We start from the raw sequence: 19,821 nt of genomic DNA, 5'->3' as shown, positions 1-19,821 counted from the left end.
CGAACCCGTCTTCTCACTCCCGCGCCCGCCCCAGGACCCGCCGTGCCGCCGCGACCACCGCCGCGTCCACGAAGCGGCCGTCCGGCAGGGCCACCGCTCCGTGCCCCTCCGCCGCGAGGATCTCGCGGGCCGCGGCGAGCTGTGCGGGCGTCGGCCGGTAGGCGGCCTCGATCACCGGCAGCTGGCGCGGATGGATCGCGGCCCGGCCGAGGAAGCCGAGTGCCCGCCCCCGGGCGCAGGACGCGGCGAGCCCGTCGAGATCGCTGACATCCGGGTGCACGGACTGGGCAGGCGGCGCCAGGCCCGCCGCGCGTGCCGCACACACGGCCCGGCCCCGCGCCCAGTCCAGGCCCGTGTCGGCGGTGCCGGCGGGATCCGCTGCCGGATCGAGGCCGAGTTCGGCCCGTAGATCCGTCTCGCCGAGGGCGATGCCGCGCAGTGCCGGATGGGCGCTCGCGATCCGGTACGCCCGCTCGATGCCGAGCGCGGACTCGAGCAGGGCGAACAGCGGTGTGGCATCGGACAGTTCGGCGCCCCGCACCACCGTTGCCGCGGAGTCGACCTTGGGCAGGCGGAGACCACCGAGGCCGGGCAGACCCGCCAGCGCCCGGATGTCGGGTGCCGCGAGCGGTCCGTCCAGGGCGTTGACGCGGACGTGCACCGGGACCGGCGGGCGTTCGGTGAGCAGTTCGGCGGTGGCGGCGCGGGCGTACTCCTTGCGGTCAGGGCGTACCGCGTCCTCCAGGTCGACGATCACCACATCGGCCCCGGAGGCCAGGGCCTTGGCCACCGTGTCGGGGCGGTCGCCGGGAGCGTACAACCAGGTGAGCGGGGCGGGGGCGGACGGCGGCTCGGGCGGACGCGGGGCGGCCGGCGGCTCGGGGGCGGCGGGCGCGGGTGGTGTCGTCATACCGCGCCCTCCTCACGCAGGGCGGCGATCTGGTGTTCCGTCAGGCCGAGTTCGGTGAGGACGGTGTCGGTGTCGGCGCCGTGCGGGCGGCCGGACCAGCGGATGGATCCCGGGGTGGCGGACAGCCGGAAGAGGACGTTCTGCATGTGCAGCGGCCCGAGTTCGGGGTCGTCGACGGTGGTGAGGGTGTCCAGGGCCGCGTACTGCGGGTCGTGCATGACATCCCGTACGTCGTTGATCGGGGCGACCGCCGCCTCGGCGCGTTCGAAGGCGGTGACGACCTCGTCGCGGGAGCGGGCCGCGATCCAGGAGCCGACGGCCTGATCGAGCACGTCCGCGTGCGCGGCCCGCTCGGTGCCGGTGGCGAACCACGGCTCGGCGATCAGATCGGCGCGGCCGACCAGGCGCATCACCCGCTCCGCGACGGACTGGGCCGAGGTGGAGACGGCCACCCAACGGTCGTCGGCGGTCCGGTAGGTGTTGCGGGGCGCGTTGTTGGTGGAGCGGTTGCCGGTGCGCGGCTGTACGTAGCCGAGTTGGTCGTACCAGAGGGGCTGCGGGCCGAGGACCGTGAGGATGGGCTCGATGATCGCCAGGTCGACGATCTGGCCGTGGCCGGTGCGCTCGCGTCCGGCCAGCGCGGTCATCACGGCGTACGCGGTGGCGAGACCGGCGATCGAGTCGGCGAGCCCGAAGGGCGGCAGCGTGGGCGGCCCGTCCGGCTCCCCGGTGATCGCCGCGAATCCGCTCATCGCCTCGGCGAGCGTGCCGAATCCGGGCCGGCGCGCGTACGGGCCGAACTGGCCGAAACCGGTGACCCGGGCCAGCACCAGACGCGGGTTGGCGGCGCCGAGCTCCTCCCAGCCGAGGCCCCATTTCTCCAGGGTGCCGGGCCGGAAGTTCTCCACGACGACGTCGGCGGTGGCGGCCAGGGTGAGCAGCGTGGCGCGGCCGCCGGGGGTGGACAGATCGAGGGTCACGGTGCGCTTGTTGCGGCCGAGCAGCTTCCACCACAGGCCGATGCCGTCCTTGGCGGGGCCGTGGCCGCGGGACGGATCGGGGCGGTGCGGATGCTCGACCTTGATCACCTCGGCGCCGAAATCGCCGAGCATGGTGGCGGCCAGAGGGCCGGCGAAGAGGGTCGCGAGGTCCAGGACGCGCAGTCCCTGCAGGGGCGGTGCGGGCAGTGCGGGCGGTACGGGCGCCTGTGGTGCGGGGGTCATCGGGCGGTGGCTCTCCCTGGTCGGGTCCCCGGGCCGGGGCGGTGGGTCTGCTGGAACGTGAGGTGGGCGAGCCGGTCGAAGCCGATGCCGTCGAGGCCGCCCACCGAGGTGGCGAGGCGTCCGTGCAGCGGGTCGGTCCAGGCGGCACCGAGTGCGTCCGGGTGGCCGGCGAGCAGGCCCGCGATCGAGCCGGCGGTCGCCCCGTTCGAGTCGGTGTCGAGTCCGCAGGACACCGCGAGGCAGATCGTCGCGCCGAAGTCGCCGTCGCCGCGGGTGAGGGCGGCGGCCAGGAGTGCGCAGTTGGGGACTGCGTGCACCCAGTGGTAGTGGCCGTAGGTGTCGTGCAGCGTGTCGACGGCGGTGTCGAAGTCCGGTTCGTCGAGGGCGAGTTGGATGCCGTGGCGGATCGCCGTCGCAAGACGTGACTGCGGGGGTACGACACGGAGGCCGGACTGAAGGGCCGCGTGCACGTCCGAGGAGCCGTCGGCGGCACGTGCGACGGCGGCCGCGGCGAACATCGCTGCGTAGAGGCCGTTCCCGGTATGGGTCAACGCGGCGTCCCGCGCGGCCTGTTCGGCCGCCGCGCCGGGGGCGCCCGGGTGGGTCCAGCCGTGCAGATCGGCGCGGATCAGGGCGCCGATCCACTCCCGGAACGGATTGTGGTGGCGGGCGGTGTCCGGGGGTTCGAGCCCGCCGAGGAGATTGCGGTACGCGATGCGCTCCGCGGTGAAGGTGCGGCCCGCGGGCAGCTCGTCGAGCCAGACCCGTGCCACGTCCTGCGTGCTGAAGCCCGGCCCGTGACGCTGCATCAGGAGCAGGTTCAGGAGCGGGTAGTTGAGGTCGTCGTCCTCCGGCATTCCGGCGATGTTCTCGGCGAGCGAGGTGGCGGCGCTGCGGGTGTTCCAGGGGTACGCGGCGAGCAGCTCGGCGGGAACGCCGCGGGCGGTGAACCAGCCCTTCAGCGGCCAGTTGCCGGCGGCGCGGGCGAGCTGCCGGATCCCGGTCAGGGGCAGCTTCTCGACCGGCTTGCCGAGCAGACAGCCGGCGGCCCGGCCGAGCCAGGCGGCGTGCAGCCGGTCGAGGAGGTCCACGTCCGAGCCGGCCACGGGCCCGGGCGCCGGCCAGGCCGGGCAGGCGGCGCGGATCGCGTCCGGGCCGTCCGGCTCGAGGTCGGCGTCCTGACGGGGCAACAGGGCCAGTTCGTCGAGGAGTTGGACGGCGAGACGGCGCAGTCCGGGGGGCGCGGGAGGTGACGAGGCGCCGGCCCGTGCGGGCGCGGGCAGACCGCCCGCCGCCAGCCACCGTGCCTCGACGTCCCGGGCGTCCCGCCCGTCCTCGGCCGCCTGCCGCAGCTCGTGACCGACCAGGTCCTCGGGCTGCACCCAGGTCAGCCGCAGCGGAGCGTCCGGGCTGCCGGACGCGGTCATGTCCGGTCCGTGAGCGCCGCGAACGCCGCCGCGTGGTCGAGATGGCGCTCCCGGTCGCGTACGAAGACCTCCTCGGCGACGGCGGTGAGGCCACGGGCCGGCGCCGTCAGATCGAGCCGGCTCGCCTCGCCGACCCGCTTGGCCCAGTCGTCCGGCGCCGCCGAGCCGAGCGCCCCCGCCAGAGCGCCGCCCATCGTGGCGATGGAGTCGCAGTCCCGGCCGTAGTTGACGCTGCCGAGCACGGTGCGGCGGTAGTCGCCCGCGCCGGTCAGGAGCATGCCGAGAGCGATCGGCAGCTCCTCGATGGAGTGCAGCCGTGAGGGCCGGCGCGCGCCGAGCGAGGGCGCGCGGTAGTCGGGTCCGACGGTGTCGAAGGGGGCCACCGCCTCCCGCAACGGTCGCAGCGCAGGCTCGAAGTCCTCGTACCGTACGGCGACTTCGGTGACCGCCTCGATGGCCGAGCGGGTGCCGTCCTTGGCGAGCGCGAGGGCGGCGTCCACCACCGACGAGGCACTCGCGCCGGGCGTGCAGGCGGCCGCCACCGCCGCCGCGAACACCCCGGCCGCCTCCCGCCCGTACGACGACTGGTGGGCGCCCGCGATGTCGAGGGCCTCCGCGTACGCCGCCCGCGGGTTGCCGGCGTTCACCAGGCCGACCGGCGCCATGTACATCGCCGCACCGCAGTTGACGATGTTGCCGTTGCCCGCCTCGCGCGGGTCGACATGGCCGTAGTGCAGCCGGGCCACGATCCACTTCTCGGCGAGGAAGACCCGCTGCAGGGGGAGTGCCTCGGCCTCGAGTTCGGGGATCCAGCGCGGGGCGCCGATCAGTTCGGGCACCAGATGGTCGGCGACCGCGTATGCGTCCAGGTGGTCGCGGACCTTCTCGTACACCCGGATCAGGGCGTGCGTCATCAAGGTGTCGTCGGTGACGTGCCCGTCGCCCTTGTGGTACGGCGCGATGGGGCGTGCCGTGCGCCAGTCCTGGTGCCAGGGACCGACGATGCCGGTGATCCGGCCGCCGTGGCGTTCGGCGATCTGCTCGGGGGGCCGGCCCTCCACCGGGCCGCCGAGTGCGTCGCCGACGGCCGCTCCGACCAGGCTGCGGGTGATCCGGTCCTCGAGTGCGAGCGTCGCTGTCATGCCGGAATTGTCCACCTGTGGGCGGTCAGTTGGCAGTGCGCGCGCCCAGTTCGGCGAGTTCTTCGGCCAGTTCCGCGGCGATTCCGCACAGGTCGGTGCCCGCCAGGCGGGGCAGCGCGCAGCCGCAGAGGGTGCGGCAGGCGTCCCGCCAGGACTGCGGCAGCGTCGAGCCGAGAGCACCGGTGAGCGCCCCCGCCAGGGCGGGCGCGGAGTCCGCGACCCGGGACAGGCAGGCCGCTGCCGGCACCGCGCGGGCGAGATCGCCGCGCGCCGCGACGGCGAGGGCGAGGGCCACGGGTACGGTCTCGGCGGCCGCGATGCCGTAGCTGTAGACATGGTCGACGATGCGGTGCTCGAGCAGCGGCACCAGGCCGAACACATCGTCCGCGGCCTGTGCGAGCCGCACCGCGTGCCGGGCGTTGCGGCCGATCTCGGTGTCCTCGGGCAGCATGCCCAGCGCGGCCGCGACGGCGGTGTCCACGTCCGCGCCCGCGAGCGCCTCCGCGACGGCCGCCGCCATCGCGCGGGCGCCGTGCACCCCGTCGCCGTCCTGTGTGTAGCGGGCGTCGAACTCGGCGAGCCGGGCGGCCGCCGCCGGGTCGCCCGGGTGCACGGCGGCGAGCACACAGCTCCGTACGCAGGCGGCGTCGTCGAAGTAGTGCGGATTGTCGTGACCGGTGGCTGGCGGGCGCAGACCGGTCGCCAGATTGCCCAGGCCCGCCCGCACCGAGATCCGGGCCCGCAGCGGGATCACCGCGGACTCCACCTCCGGCGCGGCCTGCGAGGCGGCGGCGATCCGGGCGGCGAGGGCCTGCCAGGAACGGGCGACCGCGGACCGTACGGCCTGGTCCGCCGTCCCGCCGCCGTCCGCGGCGGCTGCGGCCCCCGCGATGACGGCGAGCGCGGTGTGCGCGGCCCATTCGGCGTCGTCCGAGGGGCCGAGGCGCAGCGGCTCGGGCGGTTGGTTGAGCGCGATCGGCACGGGCAGTGTGGTCGTCGCGTTCTGCTCGGCGAAGGTGTCGAGCTCCCGCGTGAGCCGCCGCGTCCACTCCGGCATCCGCGCGGCCCGGTGCCGCGCGGCGGGCCATCCGGCCGCGTCGCCGGCGGCGATGCCGAGCAGGAGCCCTTCGATGCGGGTGGGGGAGACGTCCGCGGGAGTGGACGGCGAGGTGCCGGTCCCGGGGGCCGGCCGCCCGCGACGCTCGCGGCCGTCGACGGTCGCACCGGACGACAGGGGTGGACCGACGGTCCCCGGTCCGGCGGCCTGCGCGAGCGCCGCCGGTGCGGCGGGCCCCGCGTCAGGCGCGGGCCCGACCCGGACGGCACCCACAGCGTCGGCACCGGTCGTGGAAGTGGCTCGGTCGTTCACGGCGTGACCTCCTTGCCCGCGGCGCGCGGGACGCGCCGGTCGGTCGTGGCTGCGACTCGATGGCTCACGGGGTGGCCTCCCGGTCCGGGGCGAGCGAGGACTCCTCGCCGGGTGTGAGCGGGCCGGCGATGCCCAGTACCTGGTGGCCTGCCCTGCTTCGCGGACCGGCACCTGGCCGGTCGCCCCTGCCCGCTCCGGCGGGGTCGTGTCCGCTGTGGGTGCAGGGGCGTCGTGCGGGTCGTCGCGGGGTCGGTTCGGTGTTTCACGGAGTGGCCCCCCGGTCCGCGGCGAGCATGGGCTCCTCGTCCGAGGTGAGGAGGTCTGCGACGTCCGGTACGTGGCCCTGCGGCGCGGGCCGGCCGGTGCCTCGTACTCGGGTGGTCTCCTGCGCCCGGTCCGGTGGGGTTGTGCCCGCTCGGTGCACCGTCCCGGCGCTGGATCTCGGGTCGCCCGTGCTGGGTGCGTCGAGCGTGGCGGAGGTGTGCTGGTTCACGGCGTGGCCCTCCGATCCGTGGCAGGTATGGGCTCCTCGTCGGGTGTGAGGAGGTGCGCGATGTCCGGTGCGTGGTGGCCCTGCGGTGCGGGCCGGCCGGTGCCCCGTATCCGGGTGGTCTCCTGCGCCCGCTCCGGCGGGGTCGTGCCCGCTGTGGGTGCAGGGGCGTCGTGCGGGTCGTCGCGGGGTCGGTTCGGTGTTTCACGGGGTCGTCTCCCGGTCCGAGCCGTGCGTGGTGTCCTCGTCCGGGGTGAGGAGGTCTGCGATGTCCAGGACGTGGTAGCCCTGCATCGCGGGCAGGCAGCTGCCCCGTACCTGGCCGATCGCCTCCGCCCAGTCCGGCGGGATCGCGCCCGCCCCGTGCACCGCCCCGGCCAGCGCGCCCGCCACGGCCGCGGTGGTGTCCGCGTCACGCCCCATGTTCACGGCCGTCAGTACGGAGTCACGGAAGTCGCCGCGCGCCGCGGCGAACGCGCCGAAGGCGAGCCCCACCGCCTCCGGGGCCAGATCGGACCAGGGATAGCCCGCGACCACCACCGCGGACCGCACCGCCCGCTCCCCGTCCGGCGCCGCCACCACCGCCCGCCGCATCGACCGCGCGGTCCAGGAGTCCATCGGTACGACGGAGAGCGCGGCACCGATCACCGACGCGGGGCCCGCCCCGGCCATCGCCGCCGCCACCCCCGCGGCCACCGCGCGACCGCCGTAGATGCCCTCGCCCTCATGGCTGACCGTGCCGTCGATCGCGACCAGGCGCGCCGCCTCCGTGGGCCGGCCCGCGGCGAACACCCCGAACGGCGCCGCCCGCATCGCGAGACCGTCGCTCCAGGCGTGCCGGTGCTGCGCCGTGACGGGCGCGGCGAGGCCCCGGCGCAGATTCTCCAGGGTGCCCCGTTCGCTGAACCCGGCGCCGCGGAACGGCCCTTCGTCCAGGTCGGCGATCCACCGATGCCAGGCCGTCTCGGCGCGGGCCACCGTGAGCGCCGACCCGTACCGGGCGAGCAGCAGCCCCGAGAAGATCGCGTACTCGGTGTCGTCGGTGCCGGCCGGATCGTCCGCCACGAAGCCCTCGATCCGGCCCCAGCGGCGGCGGATCTCGGACGGCCTGAGGTTCTCCGCGGGCGCGCCGAGCGCGTCACCGACGGCCAGGCCGAGCAGCGCACCGCGCGCCCGGTCGCGCAGCTCTTCGGCTCCACCCGGCACGGGCACCTGGTGATTGCATGCGATCGACGCCATGGCGGCCTCCTGCGCTCGCGCGACTCCGGCTCGGGCCCGACGGCTGCACCGCGCGCCCCTCGCCTTCCTCGATCTGTGCCACGCGAGCGCCCCCGCGGAGCGGTCCGGACGCCGACGTCACTCGTTGGACCGCATGCCTGCCACCGCCCGGACACCCGGCACTGCGACCCAGGTGAGCCTGCCCTTCCCGGTGGCGCTCCAACTCCGGTAAGTACGGCCTTCCTTGCTGGCGAGAGCCGTTTTTCGTGCGTACTTTCGAGGTGAAGGGGAGGGGCGCGCGGACCGATCGGGACCGCCGCCGCACGAAGGCACGAGGGAACGGAGACGCGCGAGCGATGTCCATCATCGACACCGAAGCGGCACTGCACGAGGGCCACCGCGACAACCACACGCACCGCGATGTGAACGGCGGCTGGCTGCGCCCCGCGGTCTTCGGAGCGATGGACGGCCTGGTCTCCAATCTGGCCCTGATGACCGGTGTCGCCGGCGGTTCGGTCGGCCAGCAGACGATCGTGATCACCGGGCTCGCCGGTCTCGCGGCCGGCGCCTTCTCGATGGCCGCCGGCGAGTACACCTCGGTCGCCTCGCAGCGCGAACTGGTCCAGGCCGAGCTGGCGGTCGAGCGCCGGGAACTGCGCAAGCACCCGAAGGACGAGGAGGCGGAGCTGGCGACCCTGTACGAGGCACGCGGCGTCGATCCCGCACTCGCCCGCGAGGTGGCCGGTCAGCTGTCGAAGGACCCGGAGCAGGCGCTCGAGATACATGCCCGCGAGGAGCTGGGCATCGACCCCGGCGATCTGCCCTCGCCGACCGTGGCGGCCGTCTCGTCGTTCGGATCCTTCGCCCTCGGCGCGCTGCTCCCGGTGCTGCCGTATCTGCTCGGGGCGGACGATCTGTGGCCCGCGGTGGCGCTCGCGCTGCTCGGCCTCTTCGGCTGCGGCGCGGTGGTGGCCAGGGTGACGGCCAGGACCTGGTGGTACAGCGGATTGCGGCAACTGGCACTCGGTGGCGCCGCGGCGGGTGTGACGTACGCCCTGGGCACGCTGTTCGGAACGGCCGTAGGATGAGCGACTGCCGAGTTATGCAATGGGACGCATACCTTGGTGACCTTGGCTGTTACTGAACGGTTTCGACTGTCAAACGGCAGGGCATGAGCCGTAAGCGCTGCGGGCAATGAGGCCCCCGGCCGCTCCGGGCCAGGATCGTCGAAAGCGCCGATCCGTCCGCTTTGGCCCACCTTCCACCGCCACCCGCGGTGTCCGCATGATGGAACGGCGTATCCGGTTCCCGAGATTCGAGCCATCATGTAATCTGCACGAAATTTTTTGCCAGACCTGAGGGCCAACGTCGTCCCTTGAAGTACCGCGCACCATTGCCTCGACGACGACGGGAGAGCCCATGCGTTCCGACGCCTGGTCGCCCATGGACGGTCGCCCTGCAGCGCAGGGAATGTACGACCCCCGTAACGAGCACGACGCCTGCGGCGTCGGCTTTGTGGCCACCTTGACCGGTAGGGCCAGCCATGAGCTGGTCGAGCAGGCGCTGACCGTACTGCGCAATCTCGAACACCGCGGCGCCACCGGATCCGAGCCGGATTCGGGTGACGGCGCGGGCATCCTGCTGCAGGTCCCGCACGCCTTCCTCAGCGAGGTCACCGACTTCCCGCTGCCGGAGGCCGGCGGATACGCGGTCGGCATCGCCTTCCTGCCCGAGGCGACCGCCGCCGACTCGGCCGCCCGGATCGAGGCCATCGCCGCCGAGGAGGGCCTCACCGTCCTCGGCTGGCGCGACGTGCCGGTCGCACCGCAGCTGCTCGGCGCCTCCGCCCGCTCCACGATGCCCCACTTCCGCCAGCTGTTCGTCGGCGACGCCGCCGAGACGCCCGCCACCGGCATCGCGCTGGACCGCAAGGCCTTCGTCCTGCGCAAGCGCGCCGAGCGCGAGGCCGCGACGTACTTCCCGTCGCTGTCGGCGCGGACGATCGTCTACAAGGGCATGCTGACCACCGGCCAGCTCGAGCCGTTCTTCCCGGACCTCTCGGACCGCCGCTTCGCGTCCGCGATCGCCCTGGTCCACTCGCGGTTCTCCACCAACACCTTCCCGAGCTGGCCGCTCGCCCACCCGTACCGGTTCGTCGCGCACAACGGCGAGATCAACACCGTCAAGGGCAACCGGAACTGGATGCGGGCCCGTGAGTCGCAGCTCGCCTCCAGCCTCTTCGGCGAGCAGCAGATCGAGCGGATCTTCCCCGTCTGCACCCCCGACGCCTCCGACTCGGCGTCCTTCGACGAGGTGCTCGAACTCCTGCACCTGGGCGGCCGTTCGCTGCCGCACTCGGTCCTGATGATGATCCCGGAGGCCTGGGAGAACCACGCCTCCATGGACCCGGCCCGGCGCGCCTTCTACCAGTACCACTCCACGATGATGGAGCCCTGGGACGGCCCGGCCTGCGTCACCTTCACCGACGGCACCCAGGTCGGCGCGGTCCTCGACCGCAACGGCCTGCGCCCGGGGCGCTACTGGGTCACCGACGACGGCCTCGTCGTGCTCGGCTCCGAGGTCGGCGTGCTCGACATCGACCCGGCCAAGGTGGTCCGCAAGGGCCGCCTGCAGCCCGGCCGGATGTTCCTGGTGGACACCGCCGAGCACCGCATCATCGAGGACGACGAGATCAAGTCCGCGCTCGCCGCCGAGCAGCCCTACGAGGAATGGCTCGAGGCCGGCGAGATCGAGCTCGAGGACCTGCCCGAGCGCGAGCACATCGTGCACACCCACGCCTCGGTCACCCGCCGCCAGCAGACCTTCGGCTACACCGAGGAGGAGCTGCGGGTCCTGCTCACGCCGANCGCCGCCAGCAGACCTTCGGCTACACCGAGGAGGAGCTGCGGGTCCTGCTCACGCCGATGGCCAAGGCCGGTGCGGAGCCGATCGGTTCGATGGGCACCGACAGCCCGATCGCGGCCCTGTCGGCCCGCCCGCGGCTGATCTTCGACTACTTCACCCAGCTGTTCGCGCAGGTCACCAACCCGCCGCTGGACGCGATCCGCGAGGAGCTCGTCACCTCGCTGCACTCCTCGCTCGGACCGCAGGGCAATCTGCTCGAGCCGACCGCCGCGTCCTGCCGCAGCGTCACGCTGCCGTTCCCGGTGATCGACAACGACGAGCTGGCCAAGCTCATCCACATCAACGCCGATGGCGACATGCCCGGCATGACGTCCGTGACGCTGTCCGGCCTCTACCGGGTCTCCGGCGGCGGTGACGCGCTCGGTGCCCGTATCGAGGAGATCTGCGCCGAGGCCGACGCCGCCATCGAGGCCGGCGCCCGCCTGATCGTGCTCTCCGACCGGCACTCCGACGCCGAGCACGCGCCGATCCCGTCGCTGCTGCTCACCGCGGCCGTGCACCACCATCTGATCCGCACCAAGCAGCGCACCCAGGTGGGCCTGCTCGTCGAGGCCGGCGATGTCCGCGAGGTCCACCACGTGGCCCTGCTCATCGGCTACGGCGCCGCGGCCGTCAACCCGTACCTGGCGATGGAGTCCGTGGAGGACCTGGTCAGGGCCGGAACGTTCCTGCCCGGCATCGAGGCCGAACAGGCCATCCGGAACCTGATCTACGCCCTCGGCAAGGGCGTCCTCAAGGTCATGTCCAAGATGGGCATCTCGACCGTCGCCTCCTACCGCGGCGCCCAGGTCTTCGAGGCCGTCGGGCTCGACGAGGCCTTCGTCGAGAGGTACTTCAACGGCACCACCACCAAGATCGGCGGCGTCGGCATCGACGTGATCGCCGAGGAGGTCGCCGCCCGGCACGCCAAGGCCTACCCGGCCTCCGGCGTCCCCTCCGCGCACCGCGCGCTCGAGATCGGCGGCGAGTACCAGTGGCGCCGCGAGGGCGAGCCGCACCTCTTCGACCCGGACACCGTCTTCCGTCTGCAGCACGCCACCCGCAACCGGCGCTACGACATCTTCAAGAAGTACACGGACCGGGTGAACGAGCAGTCCGAGCGCCTGATGACGCTGCGCGGACTCTTCGGCTTCAACAGCGGCCGCGAGCCGATCTCCATCGACGAGGTCGAGCCCGCGTCCGAGATCGTCAAGCGCTTCTCCACCGGCGCCATGTCGTACGGCTCGATCTCCCGCGAGGCGCACGAGACGCTCGCCATCGCCATGAACCAGCTGGGCGGCAAGTCCAACACCGGTGAGGGCGGCGAGGACCCGGAGCGCCTCTACGACCCGGCTCGCCGCTCGTCCATCAAGCAGGTCGCCTCCGGCCGCTTCGGCGTCACCAGCGAGTACCTGGTCAACTCCGACGACATCCAGATCAAGATGGCCCAGGGCGCCAAGCCCGGCGAGGGCGGCCAGCTGCCCGGCCACAAGGTGTACCCGTGGGTGGCCAAGACCCGGCACTCGACGCCGGGCGTGGGCCTCATCTCGCCGCCGCCGCACCACGACATCTACTCCATCGAGGATCTGGCCCAGCTGATCCACGACCTGAAGAACGCCAACCCGAAGGCCCGCATCCACGTGAAGCTGGTCTCCGAGGTCGGCGTCGGCACGGTCGCCGCCGGCGTCTCCAAGGCGCACGCGGACGTCGTCCTGATCTCCGGCCACGACGGCGGTACGGGCGCCTCCCCGCTGACCTCCCTCAAGCACGCGGGCGGTCCCTGGGAGTTGGGCCTCGCCGAGACCCAGCAGACGCTGCTGCTCAACGGCCTGCGCGACCGGATCGTGGTGCAGACCGACGGCCAGCTCAAGACCGGCCGCGACGTGGTCATCGCAGCCCTCCTCGGCGCCGAGGAGTTCGGCTTCGCCACCGCGCCGCTCGTGGTCTCCGGCTGCGTCATGATGCGCGTCTGCCACCTGGACACCTGCCCGGTCGGCATCGCCACCCAGAACCCGACGCTGCGCGAGCGGTTCTCCGGCAAGGCCGAATACGTGGTGAACTTCTTCGAGTTCATCGCCGAAGAGGTCCGCGAGCTGCTCGCCGAGCTCGGCTTCCGCTCCATCGAGGAGGCCGTCGGCCACGCCGAACTCCTCGACACCGAGCGGGCGGTGAACCACTGGAAGGCCCAGGGCCTCGACCTCGAGCCGCTCTTCCACGTGCCGGACCTGCCCGAGGGCGCCGTCCGCCACCAGCTCGTCGAGCAGGACCACGGCCTGGCCAAGGCGCTGGACAACGAGCTGATCAAGCTGGCGTCCGACGCGCTCGCCGCCGACACCGCCGAGGACGCACGCCCGGTCCGCGCGCAGATCGCGATCCGCAACATCAACCGGACCGTCGGCACCATGCTCGGCCACGAGGTGACCCGGAAGTTCGGCGGCGCGGGCCTGCCCGACGACACCGTCGACATCACCTTCACCGGCTCCGCGGGCCAGTCCTTCGGCGCCTTCGTGCCGCGCGGTGTCACGCTCCGCCTGGAGGGCGACGCCAACGACTACGTCGGCAAGGGCCTCTCCGGCGGCCGCGTCATCGTCCGCCCGGACCGGGGCGCCGACCACCTCGCCGAGTACTCGACGATCGCCGGCAACACCATCGCGTACGGCGCGACCGGCGGCGAGCTGTTCCTGCGCGGCCGTACCGGCGAACGCTTCTGCGTCCGCAACTCCGGTGCCACCGTGGTCTCCGAGGGCGTCGGCGACCACGGCTGCGAGTACATGACCGGCGGACACGCGGTCGTCCTCGGTGAGACCGGCCGGAACTTCGCGGCCGGCATGTCCGGCGGTATCGCGTACGTCATCGACCTCGATCAGGACAACGTCAACGCCGGCAACGCCGGTGCGGTCGAGCCCCTCGACGACACCGACAAGCAGTGGCTGCACGACGTGGTGCGCCGCCACCAGGAGGAGACCGGTTCGACGGTCGCCGCGAAGCTGCTCGCCGAGTGGGACACCGCGGTGACCCGCTTCAGCAGGATCATCCCCAGCACGTACAAGGCAGTGCTCGCCGCCAAGGACGCCGCCGAGCGAGCCGGACTCCCCGAGTCCGAGATCACCGAGAAGATGATGGAGGCGGCGACCCATGGCTGACCCGAAGGGCTTCTTGAACCACGGCCGCGAGGTCGCCACGTCGCGTCCCGTCGGCGAGCGGGTGCGGGACTGGAACGAGGTCTACGTCCCCGGCTCGCTGCTGCCGATCATCTCCAAGCAGGCCTCGCGCTGCATGGACTGCGGCATCCCGTTCTGCCACAACGGCTGCCCGCTCGGGAACCTGATCCCCGAGTGGAACGACTACGCCTACCGGGAGGACTGGGAGGCGGCCTCGGAGCGGCTGCACGCCACCAACAACTTCCCGGAGTTCACCGGGCGGCTGTGCCCGGCCCCGTGCGAGTCGGCGTGCGTGCTCGGAATCAACCAGCCGGCCGTCACCATCAAGAACGTCGAGGTCTCGATCATCGACAAGGCCTGGGACAACGGCGATGTCGCGCCGCAGGCCCCCGAGCGCCTCTCCGGCAAGACCGTCGCCGTCATCGGCTCGGGCCCGGCGGGTCTCGCCGCCGCCCAGCAGCTGACCCGGGCGGGACACACGGTCGCCGTGTACGAGCGCGCCGACCGCATCGGCGGCCTGCTCCGGTACGGCATCCCCGAGTTCAAGATGGAGAAGCGGCACATCAACCGCCGTATCGAGCAGATGCGCGCGGAGGGCACCAAGTTCCGTACCGAGGTCGAGATCGGCCGCGACATCACCGCCCGCGACCTGCGCAAGCGCTACGACGCAGTGGTGGTCGCCGCGGGCGCCACGGTCTCCCGCGACCTGCCGGTGCCGGGCCGCGAACTGAACGGCATCCACTTCGCGATGGAGTACCTGCCGCTCGCCAACAAGGTGCAGGAGGGCGACTACGTGCAGCCGCCCATCACCGCCGAGGGCAAGCACGTCGTCGTCATCGGCGGCGGCGACACCGGCGCCGACTGCGTCGGGACCGCGCACCGCCAGGGCGCGGCCTCCGTCACCCAGCTGGAGATCATGCCGAAGCCGGGCGACGAGCGGAGCCCGGGCCAGCCCTGGCCGACCTTCCCGATGCTCTACAAGGTCACCTCCGCGCACGAGGAGGGCGGCGAGCGGATCTACTCCGTCTCCACCACCCACTTCGAGGGCGACGAGGACGGGAACGTGCAGTCCCTGCACCTCATCGAGGTCGAGTTCGTGGACGGCAAGCTGACCCAGAAGCCCGGCACCGAGCGGGTCATCCCGGCCCAGCTGGTCACCCTCGCCATGGGCTTCACCGGCACCGACCAGGAGAACGGCCTCGTCGCCCAGTTCGGCCTCGACCTCGACGAGCGCGGCAACATCGCCCGCGACGCGGACTACCGGACCAATGTGCCCGGCGTGTACGTCGCCGGTGACGCCGGCCGCGGCCAGTCCCTGATCGTGTGGGCGATCGCGGAGGGCCGCTCGGCCGCCCGCGGCGTCGACCGCTTCCTGACCGGGGCCAGCGAGCTGCCCGCCCCGATACGGCCCACCGACCGTGCCCTGACGGTCTGAACCGACCGGCGTGCGCCGGGCGGCAGTTGCCGCCCGCGCGTCCGCCCGAAGACGTCCCGTACAACGGCGTACGGAACTGACCGCGGCGCCTGCCCCGACTGTCCCCGACCGGACGACCGGGCAGGCGCCGCGGTGCGTCCGGACCCGGGTGGCGCCGGAGGATCGCCCGCTTCCCCGGACAAGATCCGTGGCCTGTTGCGTCCAGCGCAGTACCGTCTGCACATGTTGCGGCTACCGCAATGCTGATTACGGTTCGGCCGCGTATGCAGAAGGGTCTAGACCTCGCCCGTTCGCGGTGACCACAATCGCGCAAGGAACGGATCGCCACTCAGGAGGCGCTGGTATGAAGCGACGTGTCATTGCGGCGGGAATCGCCATGACGCTCGGACTGACCGCAACCGCATGCGGCGGCGACGACGGGGGCGACAGCGCGAGCGACGGGTCCGCCACCGACGGCAAGGGCAAGACCCTCACCGTCTGGATCATGGAGGGCACCAACCCGGACGCGCGGCCGTTCTTCAAGGCGGCCGGCAAGGCCTTCGAGAAGAAGACCGGCGCCAAGATCAAGGTCGAGTACCAGCAGTGGGCCACCGCCCAGAAGAAGTTCACCACCGCCATCGAGGGCGGCGAGGACCAGGTGCCCGACGTCGCCGAGGTCGGCACCACCTGGGTGCCCCAGTTCGCCGACGCGGGCGCGCTCGTCGACGTCACGGACAAGGTCAAGGAGTCCGGGCTCAGCGACGACCTCGTCGAGGGCCTCAAGGACGCGGGCACGCTCGACGGCAAGCAGTACGGCATGCCGTGGTACGCGGGCGTCCGCTCGATCGTCTACCGCAAGGACGTCTTCGAGAAGCACAAGATCAAGGCTCCGACCAACTGGAAGGAGCTGCGCCAGGCCGCCCTGACACTCAAGGACAAGGAACCGGACATGATCCCGTTCCCGGTCGCGGGCGGCGCGGAGATGTTCGCCACCGCCTTCGTCTGGGGCTCCGGCGGTGAACTCGCCGTCCAGAAGGGCGACAAGTGGAAGTCCGAGATCAACTCCAAGAAGTCGGTCGAGGGCATTCAGTACTACACGGACCTGGCGAAGAAGGACAAGATCTCCCCGGCCAAGGTGAACACCTGGACCGAGAAGGAGGTCGGCGACGCCTGGAACAAGGGCCAGGTCGCCATGTCCGTCGGCGGCAACTGGACCCCCAAGGCCATCGTCGACGCCAACCCGGACCTCGAGGGCAAGCTCGCCGCGATCCCGATCCCCGGCCAGGACGGCGGCATGGGCCGCTCGTTCCTCGGCGGCTCCTACCTGTCCACCTTCAAGACGGACAAGCAGGACCTGGCCTGGGAGTTCGTCAAGATGATCACCACCGGCAAGTTCGCCACCCAGTGGGCCGAGGAGACCAACTACTTCCCCGGTCAGAACTCCGAGCTGGAGAAGATCGCGGCGAAGAAGGACCCGCTGGTCGAGCCGTTCGCCAAGCAGATGATCGAGGCCGGCGCCACCGTCCCGAAGTCCAAGGCGTACGCCGAGATCCAGGCCTCGCAGGTGGTCACCGGAATGATCCAGTCGATCCTGAACGGTAAGGCGAGCGTGCAGGAGGCCGCCGACAAGGCCGCCAAGGACATGGACGCCATCTTCGCCAAGGACGAGTAACTGCAGTGAAGGAAACGCTCGTTGACGGTGGATCCGAGGCTTCCGAGTCCCGGGTCCACCGCCCCCCGGACGCACCTGTGCCCTCCCCGGAGAACCAGGCGGCCCTGCGCCGCAAGCGCCTCGTCGGCCTCACCCGGCCGTGGCTGCTCCTCGCCCCCGCGCTGATCGTCCTGGCCGGCCTGCTGCTCTGGCCGCTGATCCAGGTCGGCAAGCTGTCGATGGAGGACTACGAGGTCAAGTTCGGCGGCGGCGTCGGCACGTTCACCGGGCTCGACCACTACACCGACCTCCTCAGCAGTTCGCTGCTGTGGAAGACGGTGCTGCCCAACACCCTGTTCTTCGCGGTGGCCTGCGTCGGTCTCACGGTCGCACTCGGCACGGCCGTCGCCCTGCTCCTGCAGCGGCTCGGCCCCGTCTGGCGGCTGATCTGCTCCATCTCGATCCTTTCCGCCTGGGCGATGCCGGCCGTCACCGGCACCTATGTCTGGATCTGGCTCTTCCAGCCGCAGGACGGCATGTTCAGCCAGCTCGCCGGCGCGCTCGGAATGATCGATCCGGCGACCACCAACTGGTTCACCGAGCGCATTCCGTTCTATGCGATCGCCACGCTCAACGTGGTCCACCACGGCTTCCCGTTCGTCGCCATCACCGTCTTCGCCGGACTCCTCACCATCCCCAAGGAGCTCTACGAGGCGGGCATGCTGGACGGCGCCAACGCCTGGCAGCGGTTCTGGAAGATCACCGTCCCGACCATCAAGCCGGTCTTCCTGGTCGTCACGATCCTTTCGACCATCTGGGACTTCAAGGTCTTCACCCAGATCTTCCTGATGCCGGGCGGCAGCGGCTCCAACCCGGACGTCTACAACCTGGGCGTCTACTCGTACATCCAGGCCTTCGCCAAGAACGACTACGGCACGGGCGCGGCCTCCGCGGTCCTGCTCACCCTGCTGCTGCTCGCGATCACCGTCGTATACATCCGCACGCTGTTCAAGCAGGGGGAGGAAGACCTGTGACCACCCCCGACATCACGGCACCCGCCGCCCGGGCGAAGGACCGCGGGCGCGGCACCCGAGGTCGCATCGGGATCGGCATCGCGGTCGCCGCGCTGCTCGTCTTCACCCTCTTCCCGGTGTACTGGATGGTGTCGACCGCCCTCGACCCGAAGGCCGTCACCCGGGGCTCCGACCTGCTGCCCAGCGGGCTCAGCCTCCAGCACTTCTCCACCGTCTTCGACAAGGGCAACTTCGGTACGTATCTGCTGAATTCGGTGATCGTCGGCTTCGGCACCATCCTCGCGGCCGCGGTGCTCTCGCTGTTCGCCGCGATCGCGGTGGCCCGCTTCAAGTTCCGCTTCCGCACCTCGGTGCTGATCATGGTCCTGATTGTGCAGATGGTCCCGCTGGAGGCCCTGGTCATCCCGCTGTTCCTGCAGATGCGGGACTACGAGCTGCTCAACTCGCTGCTCGGGCTCACCGTCGTCTACATCGCGCTGTCGCTGCCGTTCGCGATCTGGACCCTGCGCGGATTCGTGCAGACGGTGCCCAAGGAGGTCGAGGAGGCCGCCTACATCGACGGCGCCTCCTGGCCGCGGATGTTCTGGTCCGTACTGCTGCCCCTGGTGGCGCCCGGCCTGGTGGCCACCAGCATCTTCGCCTTCATCACCGCGTGGAACGAGTTCGTCTTCGCGTACACCTTCATGAAGGGCAGCGACAAGTACACGGCCGCGGTGGGCATCTACCAGTTCTTCGGGGAGAACTCGACGAGCTGGGGCCCGGTGATGGCCAGCTCCACCCTCATCACGGTGCCCGTGATGATCTTCTTCATCGTCGTCCACCGCCGCCTCGGCTCCGGCCTCGCCGCGGGAGCGGTCAAGGGCTGACGGAAGGGGGCGGTCGCGCGCGACCGCCCCCTTCCTGTTCAGCGCTGCGGCACCTTGAACGTCTCGCCGTACATCTTCCAGACCAGCGGCGGCTTCAGGGACAGGTTCCCCTCGCGCAGGAACACCCGCTGCGCGGTGTCGATGCGGCTGGTGTCGCGGTGCGCCTTCCTGGACTTCATCGCCGCGCGCCGGGCGTCCAGGAAGGCGTCCAGATACGCGGCCTCCTTGCCGCCCTCCGCCTTGGTCCTCGCCTGCTTCATGGCCGCCTCGCGAATGCCGTAGAAGGCCCGCTCACCCGTGCCGGGGCCGTGCAGCACCATCGCGTCGTAGTAGATGAACTGGCCGAGCGTGCCGAGGCCGTCCATCTTCGCCATCCGTACCGCGGGGTCGAAGTAGACGCGGTCGCGCTGGGTGATCTGCGCCTTGCGGAAGGCCGGCTGCTCGGCCTCCTTCGCCCACGCCGTGGTGAACGCCTCGCCGAGGCCCTCGTGCGAGTCGGTGCCGTCGACCTCGCGCAGGGCGGGCAGGAACTTCGCGAGGCCGTTGTCCGGGTGGTCCTTCGTGTAGCGCTCCACGAGCGTCAGCATGTCGTGGGTGCCGGAGCAGAAGCCGATGATGCCGGCCGTGTAGCCGTTCCCGTCGCCGATGTCCTCGATGTAGTCGTACTGGCCGCGCCAGTCGAGCGTGGAGTTCTCCGCGCTCGCGACGATCTGCTGGGCCAGCTCCTTCTGCCTGGGCGCGGCGAGCCCCGCCGGCATCTTGGCGATCCGCTCGTCGAGCTCGCGCTCCTCCTCGTCCGAGAGGTCGGCGGGGTGACTGCTCGAGGGCTTCCCGCCCAGCGCGTCCTGCGCCCCGGAACCGGCGTCGTCCTTGTCGGGACCGAGCAGGAAGACAAGGAGGGTGGCCACCGGGGCCACGGCGAAGAACAGACAACCGGCACGTTTCATGCGGCATAGCGTAAACGGCGGATGGCGGACGCCCGTCCTCCGTTCGGATACAGGTTCGTATCCGT

Annotated in this window: 14 protein-coding genes and 1 pseudogene; 7 read left to right on the top strand and 8 right to left on the bottom strand. The window is 71.7% G+C overall.

Going from position 1 to position 19,821, the window contains the following annotated elements; translation table 11 throughout:
* Positions 1-13: 13 nt before the first annotated feature.
* The 7 genes from DY218_RS08585 to DY218_RS08555 form a co-directional block, all read right to left on the bottom strand.
* Positions 14-910, bottom strand: a complete 897-nt coding sequence (locus DY218_RS08585) for an HpcH/HpaI aldolase/citrate lyase family protein (protein ID WP_128555320.1) — start codon at positions 908-910, stop codon at positions 14-16.
* A complete protein-coding gene (locus DY218_RS08580) occupies positions 907-2,133 on the bottom strand; it encodes a CaiB/BaiF CoA transferase family protein (protein WP_128555319.1) in 1,227 nt (408 codons plus the stop codon). Before DY218_RS08580 ends, DY218_RS08585 begins: the two co-directional genes overlap by 4 nt.
* Positions 2,130-3,560 carry an ADP-ribosylglycohydrolase family protein gene (locus DY218_RS08575; protein ID WP_128555318.1) on the bottom strand — a complete coding sequence of 477 codons (1,431 nt, stop codon included), beginning with the start codon at positions 3,558-3,560 and terminating at the stop codon, positions 2,130-2,132. The genes DY218_RS08580 and DY218_RS08575 overlap by 4 nt, the downstream gene beginning before the upstream one ends.
* Positions 3,557-4,702, bottom strand: coding sequence for an ADP-ribosylglycohydrolase family protein (locus tag DY218_RS08570; protein WP_128555317.1), 1,146 nt, complete (start codon positions 4,700-4,702; stop codon positions 3,557-3,559). The genes DY218_RS08575 and DY218_RS08570 overlap by 4 nt, the downstream gene beginning before the upstream one ends.
* A gap of 25 nt (positions 4,703-4,727) precedes the next feature.
* Positions 4,728-6,071: an ADP-ribosylglycohydrolase family protein gene (locus DY218_RS08565; protein WP_233521439.1), complete on the bottom strand. Its 1,344-nt coding sequence runs from the start codon at positions 6,069-6,071 to the stop codon at positions 4,728-4,730.
* Positions 6,072-6,333: 262 nt separating this feature from the next.
* Positions 6,334-6,564: a hypothetical protein gene (locus DY218_RS08560; RefSeq protein WP_128555316.1), complete on the bottom strand. Its 231-nt coding sequence runs from the start codon at positions 6,562-6,564 to the stop codon at positions 6,334-6,336.
* A gap of 201 nt (positions 6,565-6,765) precedes the next feature.
* Positions 6,766-7,800, bottom strand: coding sequence for an ADP-ribosylglycohydrolase family protein (locus DY218_RS08555; RefSeq protein ID WP_128555315.1), 1,035 nt, complete (start codon positions 7,798-7,800; stop codon positions 6,766-6,768).
* Positions 7,801-8,135: 335 nt separating this feature from the next.
* Between DY218_RS08555 and DY218_RS08550 the strand changes: the two genes are divergently transcribed.
* The 7 genes and pseudogenes from DY218_RS08550 to DY218_RS08525 all read left to right on the top strand — a co-directional run bounded on the left by DY218_RS08550 (position 8,136) and on the right by DY218_RS08525 (position 18,809).
* The gene (locus tag DY218_RS08550) at positions 8,136-8,867 is read left to right on the top strand and encodes a VIT1/CCC1 transporter family protein (RefSeq protein ID WP_128555314.1); all 732 of its coding nucleotides are present in this window, start codon (positions 8,136-8,138) and stop codon (positions 8,865-8,867) included.
* 331 nt (positions 8,868-9,198) lie between these two features.
* Positions 9,199-10,645, top strand: a pseudogene (locus DY218_RS34950) (glutamate synthase subunit alpha); the annotation flags it as partial.
* Position 10,646: 1 nt separating this feature from the next.
* Positions 10,647-13,826: glutamate synthase large subunit (gltB, locus tag DY218_RS08545; protein ID WP_233521438.1), on the top strand; the 3,180-nt coding region annotated here is incomplete at its 5' end.
* A complete protein-coding gene (locus DY218_RS08540; RefSeq protein WP_128555313.1) occupies positions 13,819-15,279 on the top strand; it encodes a glutamate synthase subunit beta in 1,461 nt (486 codons plus the stop codon). The genes gltB and DY218_RS08540, both read left to right, overlap by 8 nt.
* A gap of 343 nt (positions 15,280-15,622) precedes the next feature.
* The gene (locus DY218_RS08535; RefSeq protein WP_128555312.1) at positions 15,623-16,930 is read left to right on the top strand and encodes a sugar ABC transporter substrate-binding protein; all 1,308 of its coding nucleotides are present in this window, start codon (positions 15,623-15,625) and stop codon (positions 16,928-16,930) included.
* Positions 16,931-17,007: 77 nt separating this feature from the next.
* Positions 17,008-17,943 carry a carbohydrate ABC transporter permease gene (locus DY218_RS08530; RefSeq protein WP_128555311.1) on the top strand — a complete coding sequence of 312 codons (936 nt, stop codon included), beginning with the start codon at positions 17,008-17,010 and terminating at the stop codon, positions 17,941-17,943.
* Between the two features lie 11 nt (positions 17,944-17,954).
* The gene (locus DY218_RS08525; RefSeq protein WP_128555325.1) at positions 17,955-18,809 is read left to right on the top strand and encodes a carbohydrate ABC transporter permease; all 855 of its coding nucleotides are present in this window, start codon (positions 17,955-17,957) and stop codon (positions 18,807-18,809) included.
* Between the two features lie 38 nt (positions 18,810-18,847).
* Here DY218_RS08525 and DY218_RS08520 read toward each other — a convergent pair whose 3' ends face one another.
* Complete coding sequence (locus tag DY218_RS08520) at positions 18,848-19,756, bottom strand: chitosanase (protein WP_128555310.1); 909 nt, start codon at positions 19,754-19,756, stop codon at positions 18,848-18,850.
* Positions 19,757-19,821: the final 65 nt, after the last annotated feature.

Source organism: Streptomyces triticagri, from assembly GCF_003429565.1.
GTDB classification, from domain to species: domain Bacteria; phylum Actinomycetota; class Actinomycetes; order Streptomycetales; family Streptomycetaceae; genus Streptomyces; species Streptomyces triticagri.
This window is presented reverse-complemented; position numbering and strand designations above follow the sequence as displayed.